The sequence below is a fragment of the Clostridium sp. UBA3061 genome, from assembly GCF_002367465.1.
Lineage (GTDB): Bacteria > Bacillota > Clostridia > Clostridiales > Clostridiaceae > Clostridium_J > Clostridium_J sulfidigenes.
In genome coordinates this window covers 15,971-33,136 of sequence record NZ_DFCF01000012.1, presented here as the reverse complement: position 1 = coordinate 33,136, position 17,166 = coordinate 15,971, and the positions used below count along the sequence as shown (strand labels likewise).

Here is a 17,166-nt window from a genome sequence, read left to right as displayed (position 1 = left end):
ATTGTACATAAAATAAATGCAGGAGTCCGTAACCTATGTTACGAACTCCTGTGATAATATATTTTTTTAAATGTTTTTATTTACATTGTTTGTATTCCATATTTATTAATACTTATCTTTTATATAATGTTTAATTAAACATTTCTTCTTCTAAAGCTTCTATATCTAATATTTTTATATTGCTTCTATCAAAATCTATATATCCCATATCCCTAAGATTTATTAGCTCCCTTGACAATGATGGTCTTGGTATTCCTAAAGCTGCAGCAATACTTTCTTTACTTTCTTTTAATTTAATTGTACTATTCTTCTGTAGTTTCATAGCTTCTAATATGTAATTTATAACTCTATGCCTTATATTCTTAAAAGATATATTTTTAATTTTAGAATTTAGCATTAGCACTTTATTACTAAGAAGTTCTAAAAAATTCTCAAGAATTCTTTTTTCTCTTGAAAATAGTTCTAACATATCTACCTTATCAATGTATAATATACTGCATTGATTTAGTGCAATAACTGTTGCTGGATAATTCTCTTGCTTTGAAAATATTATGGCTTCTCCAAATACATCACCAAGGGTAAGTTTATTTAAAACTATATATTTACCACTTGGATATATCCTTTGAAGTTCAATGGTTCCTTCTAATATAAGTCCTATAGTACTGCATTCTTCTTCTTCATGGGCAATAATTTCCCCTTTATCATATTTATTAATATGATATTTTGTTTCCTCATAAATTTTTTTTAGATTCTCAGAATCAATTCCTTTAAAAAGGAAATTGTTTTGTAGTAATTTTAATATATCTTTCATTATTCATCCTCTTCTTTTATTGTATTAACTTATTTTATTCTCGTATATGATTACCTAATTTATTTGACCTTAATACTACTCTTCCTACCCATAGAATTACTCCAATAATCCAAGGTATTATAAAGTAATATAGTCTAAATAAAAGCGTTATAGATAAAGCTGAGTTAGGAGAAAACCCCAGAGTCTTTAGTCCTAGTATCGCTACTAAATCAAAGGACCCTACACCTCCTGGTATAAAGCTTATAAGTGCAGCAATACATGCTAATATATTTACTCCTGTAACCGATACAAAGCTTGCATCACCTTTAAAATATTTAGCTATGGTAAAAAACATCATACTTCTCACTATCCACTCGCAGGTAGATAGAAGGGTTAATCTGACCTTTAAATTTATACTTCCTTCAAAGTATAAATTAAATTTTTCAAGTTTATTGCTTAACCAAGTGAACCTATCTAAAAAATAATATATAGGTAGAAAAGCACAAAATATTAATATTACTATCCAAAGCCACTTTTGGTTATGTAATAATGGATATATTTTAAATACGTCTAATACACCTAAATAGCACATAACTGATAAGCCCACTATAGTTGTAGGTATTAGTATCATATTAAAATTTATCATGTCCTTAGTATCAATATTTTCATCTTTAAATAAAACAGTTCTAAGTGTAGCTCCTGTAAGCCCTCCAAACCCTATTATGTCATTAAAGCTATGAGCAATCCATGCAACTACAAATACCTTAAACTTATTTATATTGTATCTATAATGATCAGCTAGTACTACATCATAAAAGCATAAAAACGATATAGATATAATTGCAGATATTAAGAATATTACAAGATATGTATTAGGTATATTTCTTAATATATCTAGAACCTGATTTATATCTATCTCCTTAAATATACTCCTAGCTTCATAAATTACAAAAAGCATAATTATTATGGGAATTAAAATCTTTCCTCCACTTTTCACTTTACTTTTTCTTTGATTACCACTCACATTATGTCCCCCTAATCCAATTTGAAAGCTAAATAAAATATATATATTTTACTTAGCTTATATTTTCAACATATTACCATTCTACTACTTATATGCATTAAAATCTATATTTTAGATTTTATAGATACTTTTATTTATTTTATCTCCTTGGAGGAGAGACTTTAGATCTCTCCAACTTTTGTTTTACTCGAGGATTTTTCTCAGTATTGCATGATACTCATTTAAAACCACATCGAGTTTTTGGCTTGCGATGATTACTTCTGGATCTAGTAAATTAGTTTTTTCACTAATTAACTTTTGTAAATTTTGTCTCATTTCACAAACCCTTTTATCCATTTCATCAATTTTTCCCATATCGCCCCTCCTTTCGCTATAATTATAGCAATAAGAGGTTAATAACTTGAATATAAAATTAATTATTTTATACGGTTATAAATGTTAAAACAAATAAAGCAAATCTACTTATTTATAAAGTAAATTTGCTTTCCTCTAGATATAATAATTTCAATATATTAATCCTCTAATGTGTTATAAAGATATCCTTCTCCCTTTTCTATGGAATTTTCTATAGACTCCTTGTTCCTCTTTGTATTAGCTTCACTCTTTAATTCATTATCACTAACCTTATTTCTTACTTCCCTTCCAAGATCTCTTTCTATAGTTCCTGGATTATTATTTAATAAAGAATGATGTTCACTTTTTAAATTCATAATCTTACCTCCTAAAATGTAATTTATATTATTATCTTCATTAAGTAAGATTCATATACTTATTTATATAATAGAAAAACTTAATTATTATCTATTCTTCATAAATTATTTTCAATATAAAAAATTAAAGGACTTAGCTATAATAAAGTGTACCCTAAGTCAAGTACATTTTTAAAAAGACTCTAAGATAAAAGATGATTTCTGTATTGAACAGGAGTCACCTTTTTTAAGTTCCATTGACCTCTATACTTATTATGATACTCCATGTAATCCTCAATCTCACATAAAACATCTTCAAAGGTTTCACAATGCTTTAGATTTGTTTCATCTTTTAAATGACCGAAAAATGACTCCTGCGGAGCGTTGTCCCAACAATTTCCACGTCTAGACATTGATTGTCCTATATTGTTTTTGCTTTAATTTTGATTGGAATATTGGACTAGTATAATGAGCACCTTGATCAGAGTGAATAAATACATCTTTACGGAGTAAATGCTTGTTCGATTTCACCAAATTATCAATTGTTTCTGTAACAATATCAATTTTTAAACTTTTAGAAATGTTATATGCTAAAGCTTCATTGGTAGAAGCATCTAAAATAGTTGACAAATAAACCTTTTGACCATTCTTATAAAATAAATAAGTTATATCTGTTAACAACACCTTACCAGGTATTTGTTGCTCATATTATCACTCCTAAAGCTATATATTAATTGTATTATACATAAAAATACCCTATATAATAGACTTTTTTTAAAGTGTCTATTATATAGGGTACATTTTAAAGTAAGTGCTTAAATTTATTTTATGCTTTCCACCTTTTGCCACAATTCTGACAAACTGCTTCACTATGTGTTTTAGATTTAGTTTTACTATTAGTTATTAAAGGTATAATTATTATTAAACCCAAAGTACAAATAGCTAACATAATCCATATCAACCACCCTAAACAACCTCTATGTTTTGTTTTCGTTGTTGTAACTGCTTGAACTGTAACATTCTGACTTCCACATTTAGGACATTTCATAATATGTAACCCCTTCCCCTATGTAAATATAAATTAATTATACATTATACAAGGAATAAATTACAATACTTTACTACCATCTCCACCATTAAGTAGAATTTGATTAATTTCATCAAGCTTTTCTTCTTCATCATTGTTAATAGGTATCTTATATAAGTTTTATATCTTTGTATAGTGTGCCTTTTGTTCCTTATCTTTTATTTTATTAATATCCATAGCACGATAACCCATAATTTTAACTATCTCATTATCCTCTTTAAGAGCTTTGAACATGGCTTTAAACCTGTACCAATGTAATTATTACAAATATATGGTAGCCTGTAGGGGGATCGAACCCCTGTTTCCACCGTGAGAGGGTGGCGTCTTGACCACTTGACCAACAAGCCTTATTAACAGTTTGATTACTTATTTTCTCTACCTGTTAATAATATCATACAATTTAATTTAATTCCATATTATGAATTATTTTATTATACAATAGATTTCTTAACATCTATTCAAATTTATAATTGAATAACTTTTTAAAAATTGTGGTTTTACACTAATGCAATTTCCTTATCTATATCACTATTAATATCTTTCGGATTGATATTAAGTTCCTTATGATCTAGTTGTTCCTTTGCAATGGCAAGCATAAGTTTAATTCTATTTTCCTGATTTACTCTAGTAGCACCAGGGTCATAATCTATAGGTACTATATTAACATCATGATGAATGTTTTTTATTTTTCGTACCATTCCCTTACCTACTATATGATTTGGCAAACATCCAAAGGGTTGAGTGCATATAATATTTTTATATCCTAAATTATTCAACTCTAACATTTCTGCTGTAAGAAGCCATCCCTCTCCCATATTATTACCATATCCAACTACACCCTTTGCTAACTTTTTAGTTTCTTTAAAGGATGATGGTGGTATAAAATCTGAATTTTCCTTTACTGAAGATATAAGTAAACTCTCAATTTTCAATAGGTAATTCATAAATTTTTGAACAATAAACTTAACTACCTTACTTCCACCATAAAGATTTATATTGTCTATTCTTTCATCTGTACAATAAAATACAAATCCAAGAATTCCTGGTATCATTACTTCACAATTCTGTGTAGCTAAAAATGCTTCTAAATCATTATTCCCTAATCTTGCATATTTAATATATATCTCTCCCACTATACCCACTTTTACTTTAGGAGTTTTTTCAATTTTTATATTTGCAAAGTCTTTTGTTATGTTATCCATATTGGTCTTAATTTTTTTTAGAGAATAAGCCTTATTATTTTTAAATTGCAAAGTTAACTCTTCAATCCATTTTTTTATTACTTTATCACTTTCACCTTTACTTATTTCATAGGGTCTCACTTGATTGCTCAAATGCATCAAAAGATCTCCATAAATGACTCCTGATAACATTTTATGAACCATAGGCAATGTTATTTTAAAGCCACTATCTTTTTCCATTCCGGCTAAATTAAAAGAAATAACAGGAACCTGTCCATATCCAGCCTTTTTTAATGCCTTTCTAAGTAAGTATATATAGTTTGATGCTCTGCATCCTCCTCCAGTTTGAGTGATAATTAAAGCTGTTTTATTAATATCATACTTTCCACTATTTAAAGCATCTATCATTTGACCTATAACCAGTAAAGCCGGATAGCAAGTATCGTTATGAACATATTTTAGTCCTGTTTGTACTACTGATTCACCTTTATTAGTTAATAGTTCTATCTGATATTTACTATTTAGGAATACATTTTTTAAAACTTCAAAATGTATGGGTGCCATCATAGGCATTAATATAGTATAATCTTTACTCATTTCTTTAGTAAAGGTTACTTTATTTTCATTATCCATTACTTATTCACCCTCCCCTTGATGGATTGCTGCAAATAAACTACGAAGTCTTATTTGTATCGCTCCTAAATTTGTAATTTCATCTATCTTAATTTGGGTGTATATCTTATTTGACTCTTCTAAAATTTCTCTTACCTCATCGGTAGTTATTGCATCCACGCCACAACCAAAGGAAACCAACTGAACTAAATTCATATTAGGCTTGTCTGTTATATACTTAGCTGCCTTATACAATCTAGCGTGATATGTCCATTGATTTAACACCTGAAGGCTCACCTTATCTACCTTATGAGAAATCACATCTTCAGATATAACTGCAGCTCCATAGCTATTAATATACTTATCAATTCCATGATTTATCTCACTATCTATATGATAAGGTCTACCAGCAAGGACAATTATATCTTTACCCTCCTTTTCTGCTTTCTCAATAATTTCTTCACCCTTTGTCCTTACTTTTTTTAAATATCTATCATATTCTTTGTAAGCAAGAGTAGTTGCTTCCTTAACTTCTTTTAAAGATATGTCCTTAAAATATTTTAACAATATGCTATGCATCTTCTTTGAAAAATCCTTAGGTCTATGAATTCCTATATAATCATAAATATAGGTTACCTTTGAAACATCTGGCATATTTCCTTCAATTACTTCAGAGTAATATGCAACTACTGGGCAGTTATAACAGTTATCAGCTGAACTATCTTGTATATTATAGGTCATGCATGGATAAAAAATTGTATCTACTCCACCATCTATTAGTGACTGTACATGTCCGTGAATTAGTTTTGCTGGAAAGCATACTGTATCTGATGGTATAGTTGTTTGCCCCTTCAGATAAATTTCTCTTGAAGATGGTTCAGATTTTTCTACTTCAAACTGTAAGGTTGTAAAAAATTTATACCAAAATGGGTATAATTCATACATGTTTAATCCCATAGGAATCCCAATTTTTCCTCTTTTACCTGAAATTTTAGGATAACTATCTAGTAAGCTTCTCTTATACTCATATATGTTGGACACTTCTCCATGATTTTTATTACTTATAGGTCTATCACATCGATTTCCACCAATATACTTTCTACTTTCTCCAAAGGTATTTATAGTTAATCTACAATGATTATTGCAAAGCCCACAGTTAGTCATTTTTACTTCATGATTAAAATTCTCTAATTCACTCTTATTAAGAATAGTACTTTTATCATTATTTTTTCCATGAGCATACAAAGCTGCCCCATAAGCACCCATAAGCCCAGAAATTGTAGGCCTAAGGACTTGTACATTTAATTCTTGTTCAAAGGCACGAAGTACAGCATCATTTAGGAAAGTTCCTCCTTGAACTACAATATTTTTTCCTAGAGACTCTGCATTACTGGCACGAATTACCTTATATAGTGCATTTTTAACTACACTAACAGATAATCCTGCTGATATATCTTCTATGGTAGCTCCATCCTTCTGCACCTGCTTTACAGAAGAATTCATAAATACAGTGCATCTAGAACCTAAATCTACTGGATTTTTAGAGAATAATCCTAAGTTAGCAAATTCTTCAACTGAATATCCTAATGCATTAGCAAAGGTCTGCAAGAAAGAGCCACAACCTGATGAACAAGCTTCATTTAAAAATATATTATCTATAGCTCCATTATGTATTTTAAAACATTTTATATCTTGTCCTCCTATATCAATAATAAAATCAACATTATTCATAAAATGTTTGGCTGCTGTAAAATGAGCTACCGTTTCTACCATACCATAATCTACCTTAAAGGCATTTTTTATTAATTGTTCACCATATCCTGTTGCTGCAACTGCTGAAATTTTAACTTCGGGATATGTGTTATATATATTTTCTAAGTATTCCTTAACTACCTCTACAGCATTTCCACTATTAGGTCTATAAATTGAAGATACAATTTCTTTATTTTCATTAATAGCAACAATTTTTATAGTTGTAGAACCAGAATCTATTCCTATAGTTATTGGTGATGCAATATCAATTTCATCCTTGACAAGCACCTTGCTTTTTTCATGTCTAAGCTTAAATTCATCATACTCTTCTTTTGTTTTAAATAGTGGTGGTGCCATAGAATAAGTTTCATCTTCACGATAATTATTTAAAGTAATAATCAAGTTATCTATATCTATCTTTTCACTAGCATAATAGGCTGCCCCTAAAGCTACATAATATAGTGAGTTATCTGGACACTTTCCTGTTAATTTCAAAGTTTTGTCAAAGGCTTTTCTCAATTCTGAGTTAAAGCTTAGTGGTCCTCCTAGATATAATACGTTACCTTTTATAACTCTACCTTGAGCTAATCCTGCAATAGTTTGATTTACAACAGCAAAGAAAATACTTGCTGATAAATCACTTTTAACAACTCCTTGATTTAGAAGAGGTTGAATATCTGACTTAGCAAAAACTCCACATCTAGAAGCAATAGTATAAATCTTTTTATAATCCTTAGCAGTCTCATTCATTTCGTCTAATGACATATTTAATAAAGTAGCCATTTGGTCAATAAATGCTCCTGTTCCACCTGCACATGAGCCATTCATCCTTACTTCCATACCATCCTTTAAAAATAGTATTTTAGCATCTTCTCCCCCTAATTCAATGATAACATCCACATCATCTTCTAAAGTAGTTGCAGCAATCCTTGTTGCATAAACCTCTTGAACAAAGGGTACCTTCCATTTTTCGGCCATACCCATAGCAGCAGATCCAGAAATGCTTAGTTCCATGGACTTCTCTCTTGGATACTTATCTCTAATTTTCTTTAGCAGTTCTGAAGTCTTTTCTTTTATTTTACAATAATGACGTTCATATGATTGATAAATAACTTTTCCAAAGTTATTTAAAACAACAGATTTAATTGTGGTTGAGCCCACATCAATTCCTATTTTCATAGTAAATCCTCCTAAATAAATGCCATACTATATAGCTTTTACCCTCTTAAAAATAACAATTAAAGATTTAGTTTTATAAATCTTCTACATATTATCTAAACACCATATTATACCATATTATTTACTAAATAACATATATTTAACTATTATTTAACATACTGTAAACAACTATTTCTCTATCTTTAGAAATTATAGTTTTTCAATTTTATAAATATTACTTTATTATTAAATATTTATAAATATATAACCATATACTTTAATTTATATTACTTATATAAATTATTTTCAAGTTACTGTTAATGTGCTTTAAGTCGTTATTTCATGATATTTATAATAAAAAGCAAGATATAGAATAACTTCCTTTCTATATCTTGCTTAAGCTCTATTCATCCATTTTCATCCAAAAACTTTCTATTTCTCTTATATCATTAGTTCTATTTTTAATAGGGAGGGAATCAAACACTATATTTTTATACGGGCTATTAGACAATTCACCAATTCTAGAATCTAAGATTGCCACTATCCCCTTATCATCATGCTTTCTTATTACCCTTCCTACTCCTTGCCTAAGTTTTACTATCATTAATGGTACACTTACCTCCATTAAAAAATCTTCTGATAAAGTCCTTTTATATTCTATAATTGGATCTGGTACCGGAAATGGTAGCTTAAATATAATTAAATTCGATAATGATTTTCCAGGCACATCTATTCCTTCCCAAAATGTTCCTGTAGCTAATAATACGGAATTCTTATCCTTTTTAAATTCTTCAAGTATATCATCCTGAGAGGACATATGTTGCTGTTTTAAAATCCTATATTCTAAATTTTTATGTTTTAATATCTCATAAACTTCCTTTAGATCACTTTTAGATGTAAATAAAATTAATGCTTTTCCCTTTGTAATATTCAGAAGCTTTACTATTTTTTCTGCCCCCAATTTTATAAACCTTTCTCTCGCCTCTACTGGATGAGGCATATTTTCTGTATAATATATCATGGCATTGTAATTGTACGGAAAAGGTGATGGTTTTGGTGTTGATAAAAATCCTGTACTAGTTGGAAAGCCTGTACTTTTAATAAAATACTCATATCTCTCTTCTTCACTACCTTGACTCTTATCTGCAATAGTTGCTGAAGTTAATATAGTAGTTTTTAACTTATCAAAGTATAAAGAATTTATCTCCTTACTTATATTTTTAGGACATGCAAATATATGAATATCATTAAAATTTTCTAACCAAAATAAATCCCTACTCTTTATAGATATCAAACTTTTTATAAAGTCTTGAAGATTCTCTAGCTCTTCGAATACTTCTTCACATAAATTATCATCACTATAAAATTGTACTTTATAATTTATTAAATCAATTTTACTATTTAAAAGTAAAAGCTCTTCTCGTATTTCATCTATATTAATAAAATACTTTTCCATTTCTTCACCCTTAGGTGATGAGTTAATTTGTTTTTTTACTTGATTATTTAGTTTATTAGAAATAACATTCAAAATATGAGCTATATTATTAAAATTTTCGTAACTCTCTCTTCTTATAGCTGACATTTTTATGGTTTCAATTACATCTCCTAAAATAGATTTTATTTTATATTTGTTATAGCTTTCTATTAAAGATGCTCTAACTTTTTCCTCCAAATTATGAGCTTCATCTATAACAATTAAATCTATTTTCTCATTTAAAAGCCCCTTTTGACCTTTCTTTAACTTTTGAAAATGTACAGTTAATAAGTCTTGATTACATAAAATTATGCCATCAGTATTTAACATATCTCTTCTTAGAGACATAAAACTGCAATTATTATAATGTTCACACCTATTATGATCTGTTGCCTTTACATTCACATTGTCCCATATATTATTATCTACATCTAACTTTATATTTTTTCTATCTACTACTCCATTATTTATGTAATTACATAGTATTTCTAGATTATCATTAAACTCTTTCCTATTAATCTCTTTAAAATATTTATCGGCTCTACTTTTACATGCAAAATGAGTCATGCCTTTAGCTAAAACTATTTCTGGTTTATGATTAATATAAGAACAAATTTTTTTTACATCCTTAATTAGTTGCTCTTGCAGAGCTATAGTTGACGTAGCTATTAATACAGGTTTATTAAAAAGTTTATTATAATAAAGTAAGGGAACTATATATGCATAAGATTTTCCTATTCCTACTCCTGCTTCCACTATAGTATGTTGTCTGTCAGCTATAGCGTTACATATATCTAACGCCATATCTTCTTGTCCTTCTCTCTGTTCAAAACCTAGTTTAGGAATTTTGTTCATAAAAAAATTCCATACTAGCTGCTGTAATTCATCTTCTTTTGAAAGATTTTTATCTACCTTCTTACTATCTTCTGAAAACCAAAACATCTATATCCCTCCTTATTAAGACTTTTTGTAATATAGCTTTATTTTCACATTTTTCTCCTTAAAATACAACCGTAGATTTCCACATTTAATCTCTTAAACATAGAAAAAGATGTGATTAAATAGATAAATCCATCTAACCACATCTTAGTGCCATACTCTCATCTGTATATTTATTTATCAAGTAAATCTAAGTACTCTTCATACCCTTCTTCCTTCATCTTATCCTTTTGAATAAATTTAAGTGAAGCTGAATTTATACAATATCTTAATCCACCTAGTTCCTCAGGTCCATCACAGAATACATGACCTAAGTGGGAATCTCCACTTTTACTTCTTACCTCGGTTCTGACCATTCCATGACTTTTATCTATATTTTCTTTAATAAAATCTCTATCTATTGGCTTGGAAAAAGCTGGCCATCCACATCCTGAGTTAAACTTATCACTAGATATAAATAATGGTTCTCCTGTTATTATATCTACATAAATACCTTCTTCGTAAAAGTCAAAGTATTCATTTTTATAAGGTAGCTCGGTACCATTTTCTTGAGTTACGTTATATTGCTCCTTGGTTAATATTTTTTTCAACTCTTCCTTACTTCTTTTCATATATTTATTATCCATACCATATTAACCTCCTATATAATAGTTTTTTTATTTAATATTTCACAAATGTGTTTATCCTATCAATATCTTTCCTTCAGGATACTTGTAATTAGTACCTTTCTTTCTGCTAATTAGAGCCATTACTACAGTAAGTGGACCAACTCTTCCTAAATACATCAACATAATAATTATAATTTTTCCTGGTTCACTGAGCCTTTGAGTTACACCTGTAGTTAATCCTACTGTTCCAAAGGCTGATGTAGCTTCGTATAACACATCTAAAAAGGCTTCATTAGGTTCAGCTATAGTAAGTGCCATAGTGACTGTGGTTACTAATCCCATTCCTATTATTAAAAGAGTAACAGCTTTTAATTGTAATCCTCTTGGAATGGTCCTTCCGAATATGTCAGCATTTTCTTTTCCTTTAATTACAGAAATAGCTGTACATAAAATTATACCAAAGGTGGATGTTTTTAATCCTCCTGCTGTAGAACCTGGAGAACCTCCAATAAACATAAGTATAACAGTTATAAATTTTGATGTTGTAGTCATCTTATCTATTGGTACACTGTTAATTCCTGCTGTCCTTGGACTTATGGAAGCTACAATAGAGTTTACTATTTTGTCCTTAATATTCATATTTCCTAAGGTATTAGGATTATTATATTCTAGGATAAACATTACTATAGTTCCTCCCACTATTAATATAGTAGTTATTAATAACACTACCTTAGCGTGTAAAGATAACTTTTTTGTACTTTTATAATTATAAAGTTCTAACAATACAATAAAACCTAACCCTCCAATAGCTATTAATGCACTTACAGTTAAAAGTATAATGGAATTATCATAATATGCTGTATAACTATTAAAATTTCCAAATAAATCAAAACCAGCATTGCAAAAGGTAGATATAGAGCTAAATATACTAATATATATACCTCTAGCTACACCAAACTCTGGTATGAGCTGAGTGGATAGTATTAATGCTCCTATAAACTGTATTATAAAAGTAAATAACATAACCTTTTTAAGCATTTTTACTAACCCTTGAATATTAAAGGTATTCATTGCTTCTTGCATTAATAATCTACTTTTTAAAGTAATTCTTCTTCCTATTAGTACAGATATAAAAGTTGCAAAAGACATAAATCCAAGACCACCGATTTCAATTAATATCATAATAACGGTCTGTCCTAATAGGTTCCAATGAGTACCTGTATCTACTGTAACTAACCCTGTAACACAGGTGGCAGATGTAGCTGTAAATATTGAATCCAAGAAATTTGTGGCCTCTCCACTAGCAGATGATATGGGTAAACTTAATATTGTACCTCCAATAAAAATTACTATAAAAAACCCAAGGGCTAATACCTGTACTTCACTAAATTTAGTTTTTTTTAAAATTTTAAGACTTTCCATAAAGTAACCTCCAGTCTATAAGTCTTGAAATAAATATCTTATAATTTTATACTTAGTTTTTTGTAATTGATTTCCTTCATATATCATATATAATTTATACACCTTGTTAAATAGATTTTGTAACAAAACCTGATTATTTAACACGGATTTAACATTGCTATATATAAATTAAATTTAATATATTAACTTTAGTATACACAACTCTTTCTATATAAATGTTTGTATATTTTATATACTTATTTTTTAACGCTAAATAAAAAAGATAAGCTTACATTATTTTAATCAATAAAGCTCATCTTTTTTTATAAATTTATAATAAGATTTTTTAATTATTTTTATCTAATATATCTTTTATAATTGCTATTCTATCTTCCTCTAGAATATTTGCAATCTTTATTTCAACATCACCATTTTTAAAGAATCTTTCTACATTAGAATCTACAATTTTAATAACCTTATCTGATAATTTTTCATAGGTCATTAAATCATCTCTGTATAAATCTACAATATCTCTTAAACAAGCACCTAATTCCTTAGGGTTTTTATAAATTGTTCTCATGCTATAATCCTCCATAGTTTTACAATAATAAATATACTGTAAATATATTAGCAATAATTTATTTGTTAGCTACTATATTTACAATATACATATTATACCCTACATTATTTTTAATTACCAAGGTTATTTTACATAAAAATATGGATTATATCATTAAAATATAATCCATATTAGAAATGTTAAATTTTCTTGACTTATCTAGATGAGGTAAATATATTTTAGCCTAAGAATATTATAATTTATACAAATATTTTTATACATATTTTTCTGATACCTGTCTTATATAGTCATCTATTAATTTTACAACTTCATCTCTAGCGAATATAATGCCTATAAGCTGTTCTTCAACTTTTCCTAAATTTATATTCTCTAAAGTGTCCGAAAATATTTTAGCCTTTACTATTCTTCCTGACTCCACTGATAAATTTATATCTATATTACCTATGACAGTTTTTTCTTCGAGAACTACATCATATTGTGGGCTCTCACCATAATTCCAGAACTTACTAGAGTATTTATCATATAATTTAGGTACATAACTACTCATATTATAAATATATGGGTTTTGCAACTCTCCATAAATATTCTTAAAGGAATTTACCAATGACTGAATTAAATTATCTACATTTAATTCACTACAAACCTCTATTAAATTTATAACCCTACTTTTTACTGATTCTATGCCTTTAGATTTTAATTTTAACTTAGATGGAGTAAGAACCTTTTCAAGTTTAGTAATATCTACATCAATCATAAGAGTACCATGATGAAAATAATTACCATCTTCACAATAAAATGCATGTCCTGAAAACTTTCTATTATTCAAAAGCAAATCATTTCTTCCTGAAAACTCAACCTTAAAACCATAGGACTCTACAGCACCTTTTATAACCTTAAGTTGTTTATCTAAGTTACTCTCAATTTCCTTTGTTATAAAAGTAAAGTTTAAATTTCCTAAATCATGAAAAACTGCTCCACCTCCAGAAATTCTTCGAGCTAATATAATATGGTTTTCTTTCATATAATCTAAATCGCATTCTTTATAAGGATTTTGATTTCTTCCAATAACTACAGTATTTTCGTTTTGCCAAAGATATAATATGGTTTCTTCTGACTTTATATTTCTTAACAATTCTTCTTCTAAGGCTAAATTATAATAAGGATTAACTTCCTTTGAAATAATTACTTTATTCATTATAATGTATTGCTCCTATAGATAATCCTAATACTGCTTCATGTATACCTTCACCTGTAGTTGGATGTGCAAATACAGTCTCTGCTATGCTCTCTTCTGAAATATTCTGCTGAATAATAAGTGTTAGCGTACTTATCAATGATGAAGCATCTGGACCTATTATTGACCCTCCAACCATTTTATCTGAATCTAAATCTTTTATTATTTTAATAAATCCATACTCTTGACCCATAGTTAAGGCTTTTCCATTGGCTGCAAAAGGGAACTTGCTTATTTTTATATTCATATTTTTATCAATACATTGTTTTTCATTAAGACCAACTGAAGCAATTTCTGGAGCTGTAAATATTACATTAGGAATACATTCATACTTCATTTCTTTATTTTTTCCTAATATATTATCAACTGCTACAATTCCTTGATGTGAAGCTACATGGGCTAATTGGATCTTGCTATTAACATCTCCAATAGCATATATTCCTTCCACATTTGTCTTTAAATTACCTTCAACCTTTATACCTCTATTCCTATCATTTAGTTCTATATCAGTATTTTCAAGATTTAGCCCTTCCATATTAGGCTCTCTTCCAATTGCTACTAATACCTTTTCTGAAACTAAAAGCTTCTCATTACCTTCATTTTCAAATATAACTATACCTTCACCTGATTCAGATTTTTCAATTCTAGTAACCTTTGAACTTGTATATATACCTATGCCCTTTGATTTTGCTATATCAAGTATTTCCTCAGAGACATCTAAATCCACCATGTTAAGGATTCTATTTTCGTATTCAACCACGTTTACTTTAACACCAAAATTTGAATAAAGGAATGCAAATTCCATACCAATAACTCCACCACCAATTATAGTAATTGATTTTGGTAATTCTGTGTTACTAAGAGCTTCTGTACTATTTAATACAAAAGGTAACTCTATGCCTGGGATACTTATTTTTGATATTTTAGAACCAGTAGCGATAATGATATTTTTAGCTTCAATAATATACTCATCTTTACCTTTTTTCACTAATACTTTATGGTTATCTATAAAAGATGCTTCTCCCTTAATAAGTCTTATATTATTTTTATTTAATAAATAGTCTATGCCACCAACTAAATTATTTCTAATTTTATCTTTTCTAGCTATGACCTTTTTCATGTCTAGCTTTATATCTTTTATTTCAAATCCAAATTCTTCTCCATTTAATGCTTCATTGTATGCTTCAGCAGATTTAACTAGAGATTTTGTAGGAATACATCCTACATTAAGACAAGTCCCTCCTAAATTATCCTTTTCAACTATTATAGTTTCCAAACCTTTTTTAGCTCCATATATAGCAGAAACGTATCCTCCTGGTCCTGCACCTATTACTAAAAGGTCTATATTTAAATTTTCTTTTTTACCCTTTATTAAGCTACCAAAGTAATCAACTTTTTTAGTTTCTTCTGTTAAAGCTTCTCCACTTACTATAAGTAATGTATCTCCAACCTTTACCTCTTGTCCCTCTGTAACCTTTATTTCTTCAATTTTATAGCTTCCTTTAGCTTTTACAGGTGAATTTCCTTTATTTGTTTCTAGCTGGAACATTACATCATTTAACTTAACATTCTCTCCAACTTGTATATTAATTTTGCCTACTTTAGCAGACTTGCTTTTTCCTGATAGACTTTCCAACTTAATATCCATTTCAACCTCTCCTTTAATACCAAATATATATTAGTTTAAGATTCTGGATTTAAGACCCTGAGTATAATACTCAAGGTCTTAAATTTAAAATCTTATTTAGTTAAAATCTTTTTCAAATTCATCAACAGCATCTTTTAATAAAGTTACAGAATATGCCATACTAGGACCTCCACCAAAGGCAACAGATACCATAGCAGCTTCCATTATTTCAGCTCTAGTTGCTCCTGCTTCTAAAGCTTTGTAAACGTGGAAAACTATACAATATTCACATCTGTTATATGCAGCAATTCCAACACTAATTAATTCCTTTGTTTTAGTATCTAATGCACCCTCTTCATAAGTCTTACCTAACAGCCCCATGAAAGCGTTAACATTCTCTCCATTAGTTTCGCCTAATTCACCAAGTCCGTTCATAAAGTCATTTAACATTTCTCTTACATCTTTTTTCATATCTATACCCCCATATCATTTAATAGTTGCTAGTGCAATAGTTAGCACTACAAGCATTTATGATATAAAAATACCACCATGGGGTGGTATTGTCAATAGCTAACATATATTATCTGTCATCCTTTGCAAAACTTCTTTAAAAATCTCTAAATTTTCTTTCGATATTCCCTTTAATACATCATCTTGGAACACTTGTCCTCTAGGCATAAGTTCTTCTTTTAAAAACTTACCTTTATCAGTTAATATTATCTTTGTTATTCTTCTATCTTCTGAATCCTTTCTTCTCTCCACTAACTCTTCCTTTTCCATTCTATCTATAAGTCTTACCATTGAAGACTCTTTAATATCCATATAATCCGAAAGTTCTTTTTGAGAAATTTCTCCTGCTTTACCTATATAAAATAAAGCTATCCATTGTACTCTAGTTGTACCATTCTCTTGTAATCTTCTATTAAATTCGTCAGCTAATTTCTTTGCGCTTTTATTTGTTATAAATGCAATACAATCATCTAAATCAAACATATATAATTTACATTCCC

At 28.6% G+C, this 17,166-nt stretch carries 15 protein-coding genes, 1 tRNA gene and 2 pseudogenes; all 18 read right to left on the bottom strand.

The window, feature by feature from the left end; all coding sequences use genetic code 11:
• Nucleotides 1-130: 130 nt before the first annotated feature.
• On the bottom strand, nucleotides 131-811 hold the full coding sequence (locus B2P65_RS10655) for a Crp/Fnr family transcriptional regulator (protein ID WP_346848273.1): 681 nt from the start codon (nucleotides 809-811) through the stop codon (nucleotides 131-133).
• Nucleotides 812-845: 34 nt separating this feature from the next.
• Nucleotides 846-1,814, bottom strand: coding sequence for a lysylphosphatidylglycerol synthase domain-containing protein (locus B2P65_RS10650; protein ID WP_346848272.1), 969 nt, complete (start codon nucleotides 1,812-1,814; stop codon nucleotides 846-848).
• A gap of 183 nt (nucleotides 1,815-1,997) precedes the next feature.
• Nucleotides 1,998-2,168: an aspartyl-phosphate phosphatase Spo0E family protein gene (locus B2P65_RS10645; protein ID WP_346848271.1), complete on the bottom strand. Its 171-nt coding sequence runs from the start codon at nucleotides 2,166-2,168 to the stop codon at nucleotides 1,998-2,000.
• A gap of 158 nt (nucleotides 2,169-2,326) precedes the next feature.
• Complete coding sequence (locus B2P65_RS10640; protein WP_035133185.1) at nucleotides 2,327-2,524, bottom strand: hypothetical protein; 198 nt, start codon at nucleotides 2,522-2,524, stop codon at nucleotides 2,327-2,329.
• Between the two features lie 182 nt (nucleotides 2,525-2,706).
• Nucleotides 2,707-3,211 (bottom strand): annotated as a pseudogene (locus tag B2P65_RS10635) (IS3 family transposase); the annotation flags it as partial.
• 118 nt (nucleotides 3,212-3,329) lie between these two features.
• On the bottom strand, nucleotides 3,330-3,551 hold the full coding sequence (locus B2P65_RS10630; protein ID WP_346848270.1) for a hypothetical protein: 222 nt from the start codon (nucleotides 3,549-3,551) through the stop codon (nucleotides 3,330-3,332).
• A gap of 159 nt (nucleotides 3,552-3,710) precedes the next feature.
• Nucleotides 3,711-3,836: pseudogene (locus B2P65_RS10625) on the bottom strand (Gp15 family bacteriophage protein); the annotation flags it as partial.
• 26 nt (nucleotides 3,837-3,862) lie between these two features.
• Nucleotides 3,863-3,937: transfer RNA gene (locus B2P65_RS10620), tRNA-Glu, on the bottom strand.
• A 150-nt stretch (nucleotides 3,938-4,087) separates the two neighbouring features.
• Nucleotides 4,088-5,404 (bottom strand): 2-hydroxyglutaryl-CoA dehydratase, encoded by a 1,317-nt coding sequence (locus B2P65_RS10615; RefSeq protein WP_346880159.1) that lies wholly within the window; start codon nucleotides 5,402-5,404, stop codon nucleotides 4,088-4,090.
• 3 nt (nucleotides 5,405-5,407) lie between these two features.
• Nucleotides 5,408-8,314, bottom strand: a complete 2,907-nt coding sequence (locus B2P65_RS10610) for an acyl-CoA dehydratase activase (protein WP_346848268.1) — start codon at nucleotides 8,312-8,314, stop codon at nucleotides 5,408-5,410.
• A 382-nt stretch (nucleotides 8,315-8,696) separates the two neighbouring features.
• Complete coding sequence (locus B2P65_RS10605; RefSeq protein WP_346848267.1) at nucleotides 8,697-10,709, bottom strand: ATP-dependent DNA helicase; 2,013 nt, start codon at nucleotides 10,707-10,709, stop codon at nucleotides 8,697-8,699.
• Nucleotides 10,710-10,879: 170 nt separating this feature from the next.
• Nucleotides 10,880-11,332, bottom strand: coding sequence for a peptide-methionine (R)-S-oxide reductase MsrB (gene msrB / locus B2P65_RS10600; RefSeq protein WP_346848266.1), 453 nt, complete (start codon nucleotides 11,330-11,332; stop codon nucleotides 10,880-10,882).
• A 54-nt stretch (nucleotides 11,333-11,386) separates the two neighbouring features.
• Nucleotides 11,387-12,736, bottom strand: coding sequence for a TrkH family potassium uptake protein (locus tag B2P65_RS10595; protein WP_346848265.1), 1,350 nt, complete (start codon nucleotides 12,734-12,736; stop codon nucleotides 11,387-11,389).
• 325 nt (nucleotides 12,737-13,061) lie between these two features.
• Complete coding sequence (locus tag B2P65_RS10590; RefSeq protein WP_035134530.1) at nucleotides 13,062-13,295, bottom strand: TIGR04540 family protein; 234 nt, start codon at nucleotides 13,293-13,295, stop codon at nucleotides 13,062-13,064.
• 253 nt (nucleotides 13,296-13,548) lie between these two features.
• Nucleotides 13,549-14,490, bottom strand: coding sequence for a lipoate--protein ligase (locus B2P65_RS10585; RefSeq protein ID WP_346848264.1), 942 nt, complete (start codon nucleotides 14,488-14,490; stop codon nucleotides 13,549-13,551).
• Complete coding sequence (gene lpdA, locus B2P65_RS10580; RefSeq protein WP_346880158.1) at nucleotides 14,483-16,177, bottom strand: dihydrolipoyl dehydrogenase; 1,695 nt, start codon at nucleotides 16,175-16,177, stop codon at nucleotides 14,483-14,485. Before lpdA ends, B2P65_RS10585 begins: the two co-directional genes overlap by 8 nt.
• A 96-nt stretch (nucleotides 16,178-16,273) precedes the next feature.
• Nucleotides 16,274-16,627 (bottom strand): carboxymuconolactone decarboxylase family protein, encoded by a 354-nt coding sequence (locus B2P65_RS10575; RefSeq protein ID WP_035134524.1) that lies wholly within the window; start codon nucleotides 16,625-16,627, stop codon nucleotides 16,274-16,276.
• A 99-nt stretch (nucleotides 16,628-16,726) separates the two neighbouring features.
• On the bottom strand, nucleotides 16,727-17,149 hold the full coding sequence (locus tag B2P65_RS10570) for a MarR family transcriptional regulator (protein ID WP_346848262.1): 423 nt from the start codon (nucleotides 17,147-17,149) through the stop codon (nucleotides 16,727-16,729).
• Nucleotides 17,150-17,166: the final 17 nt, after the last annotated feature.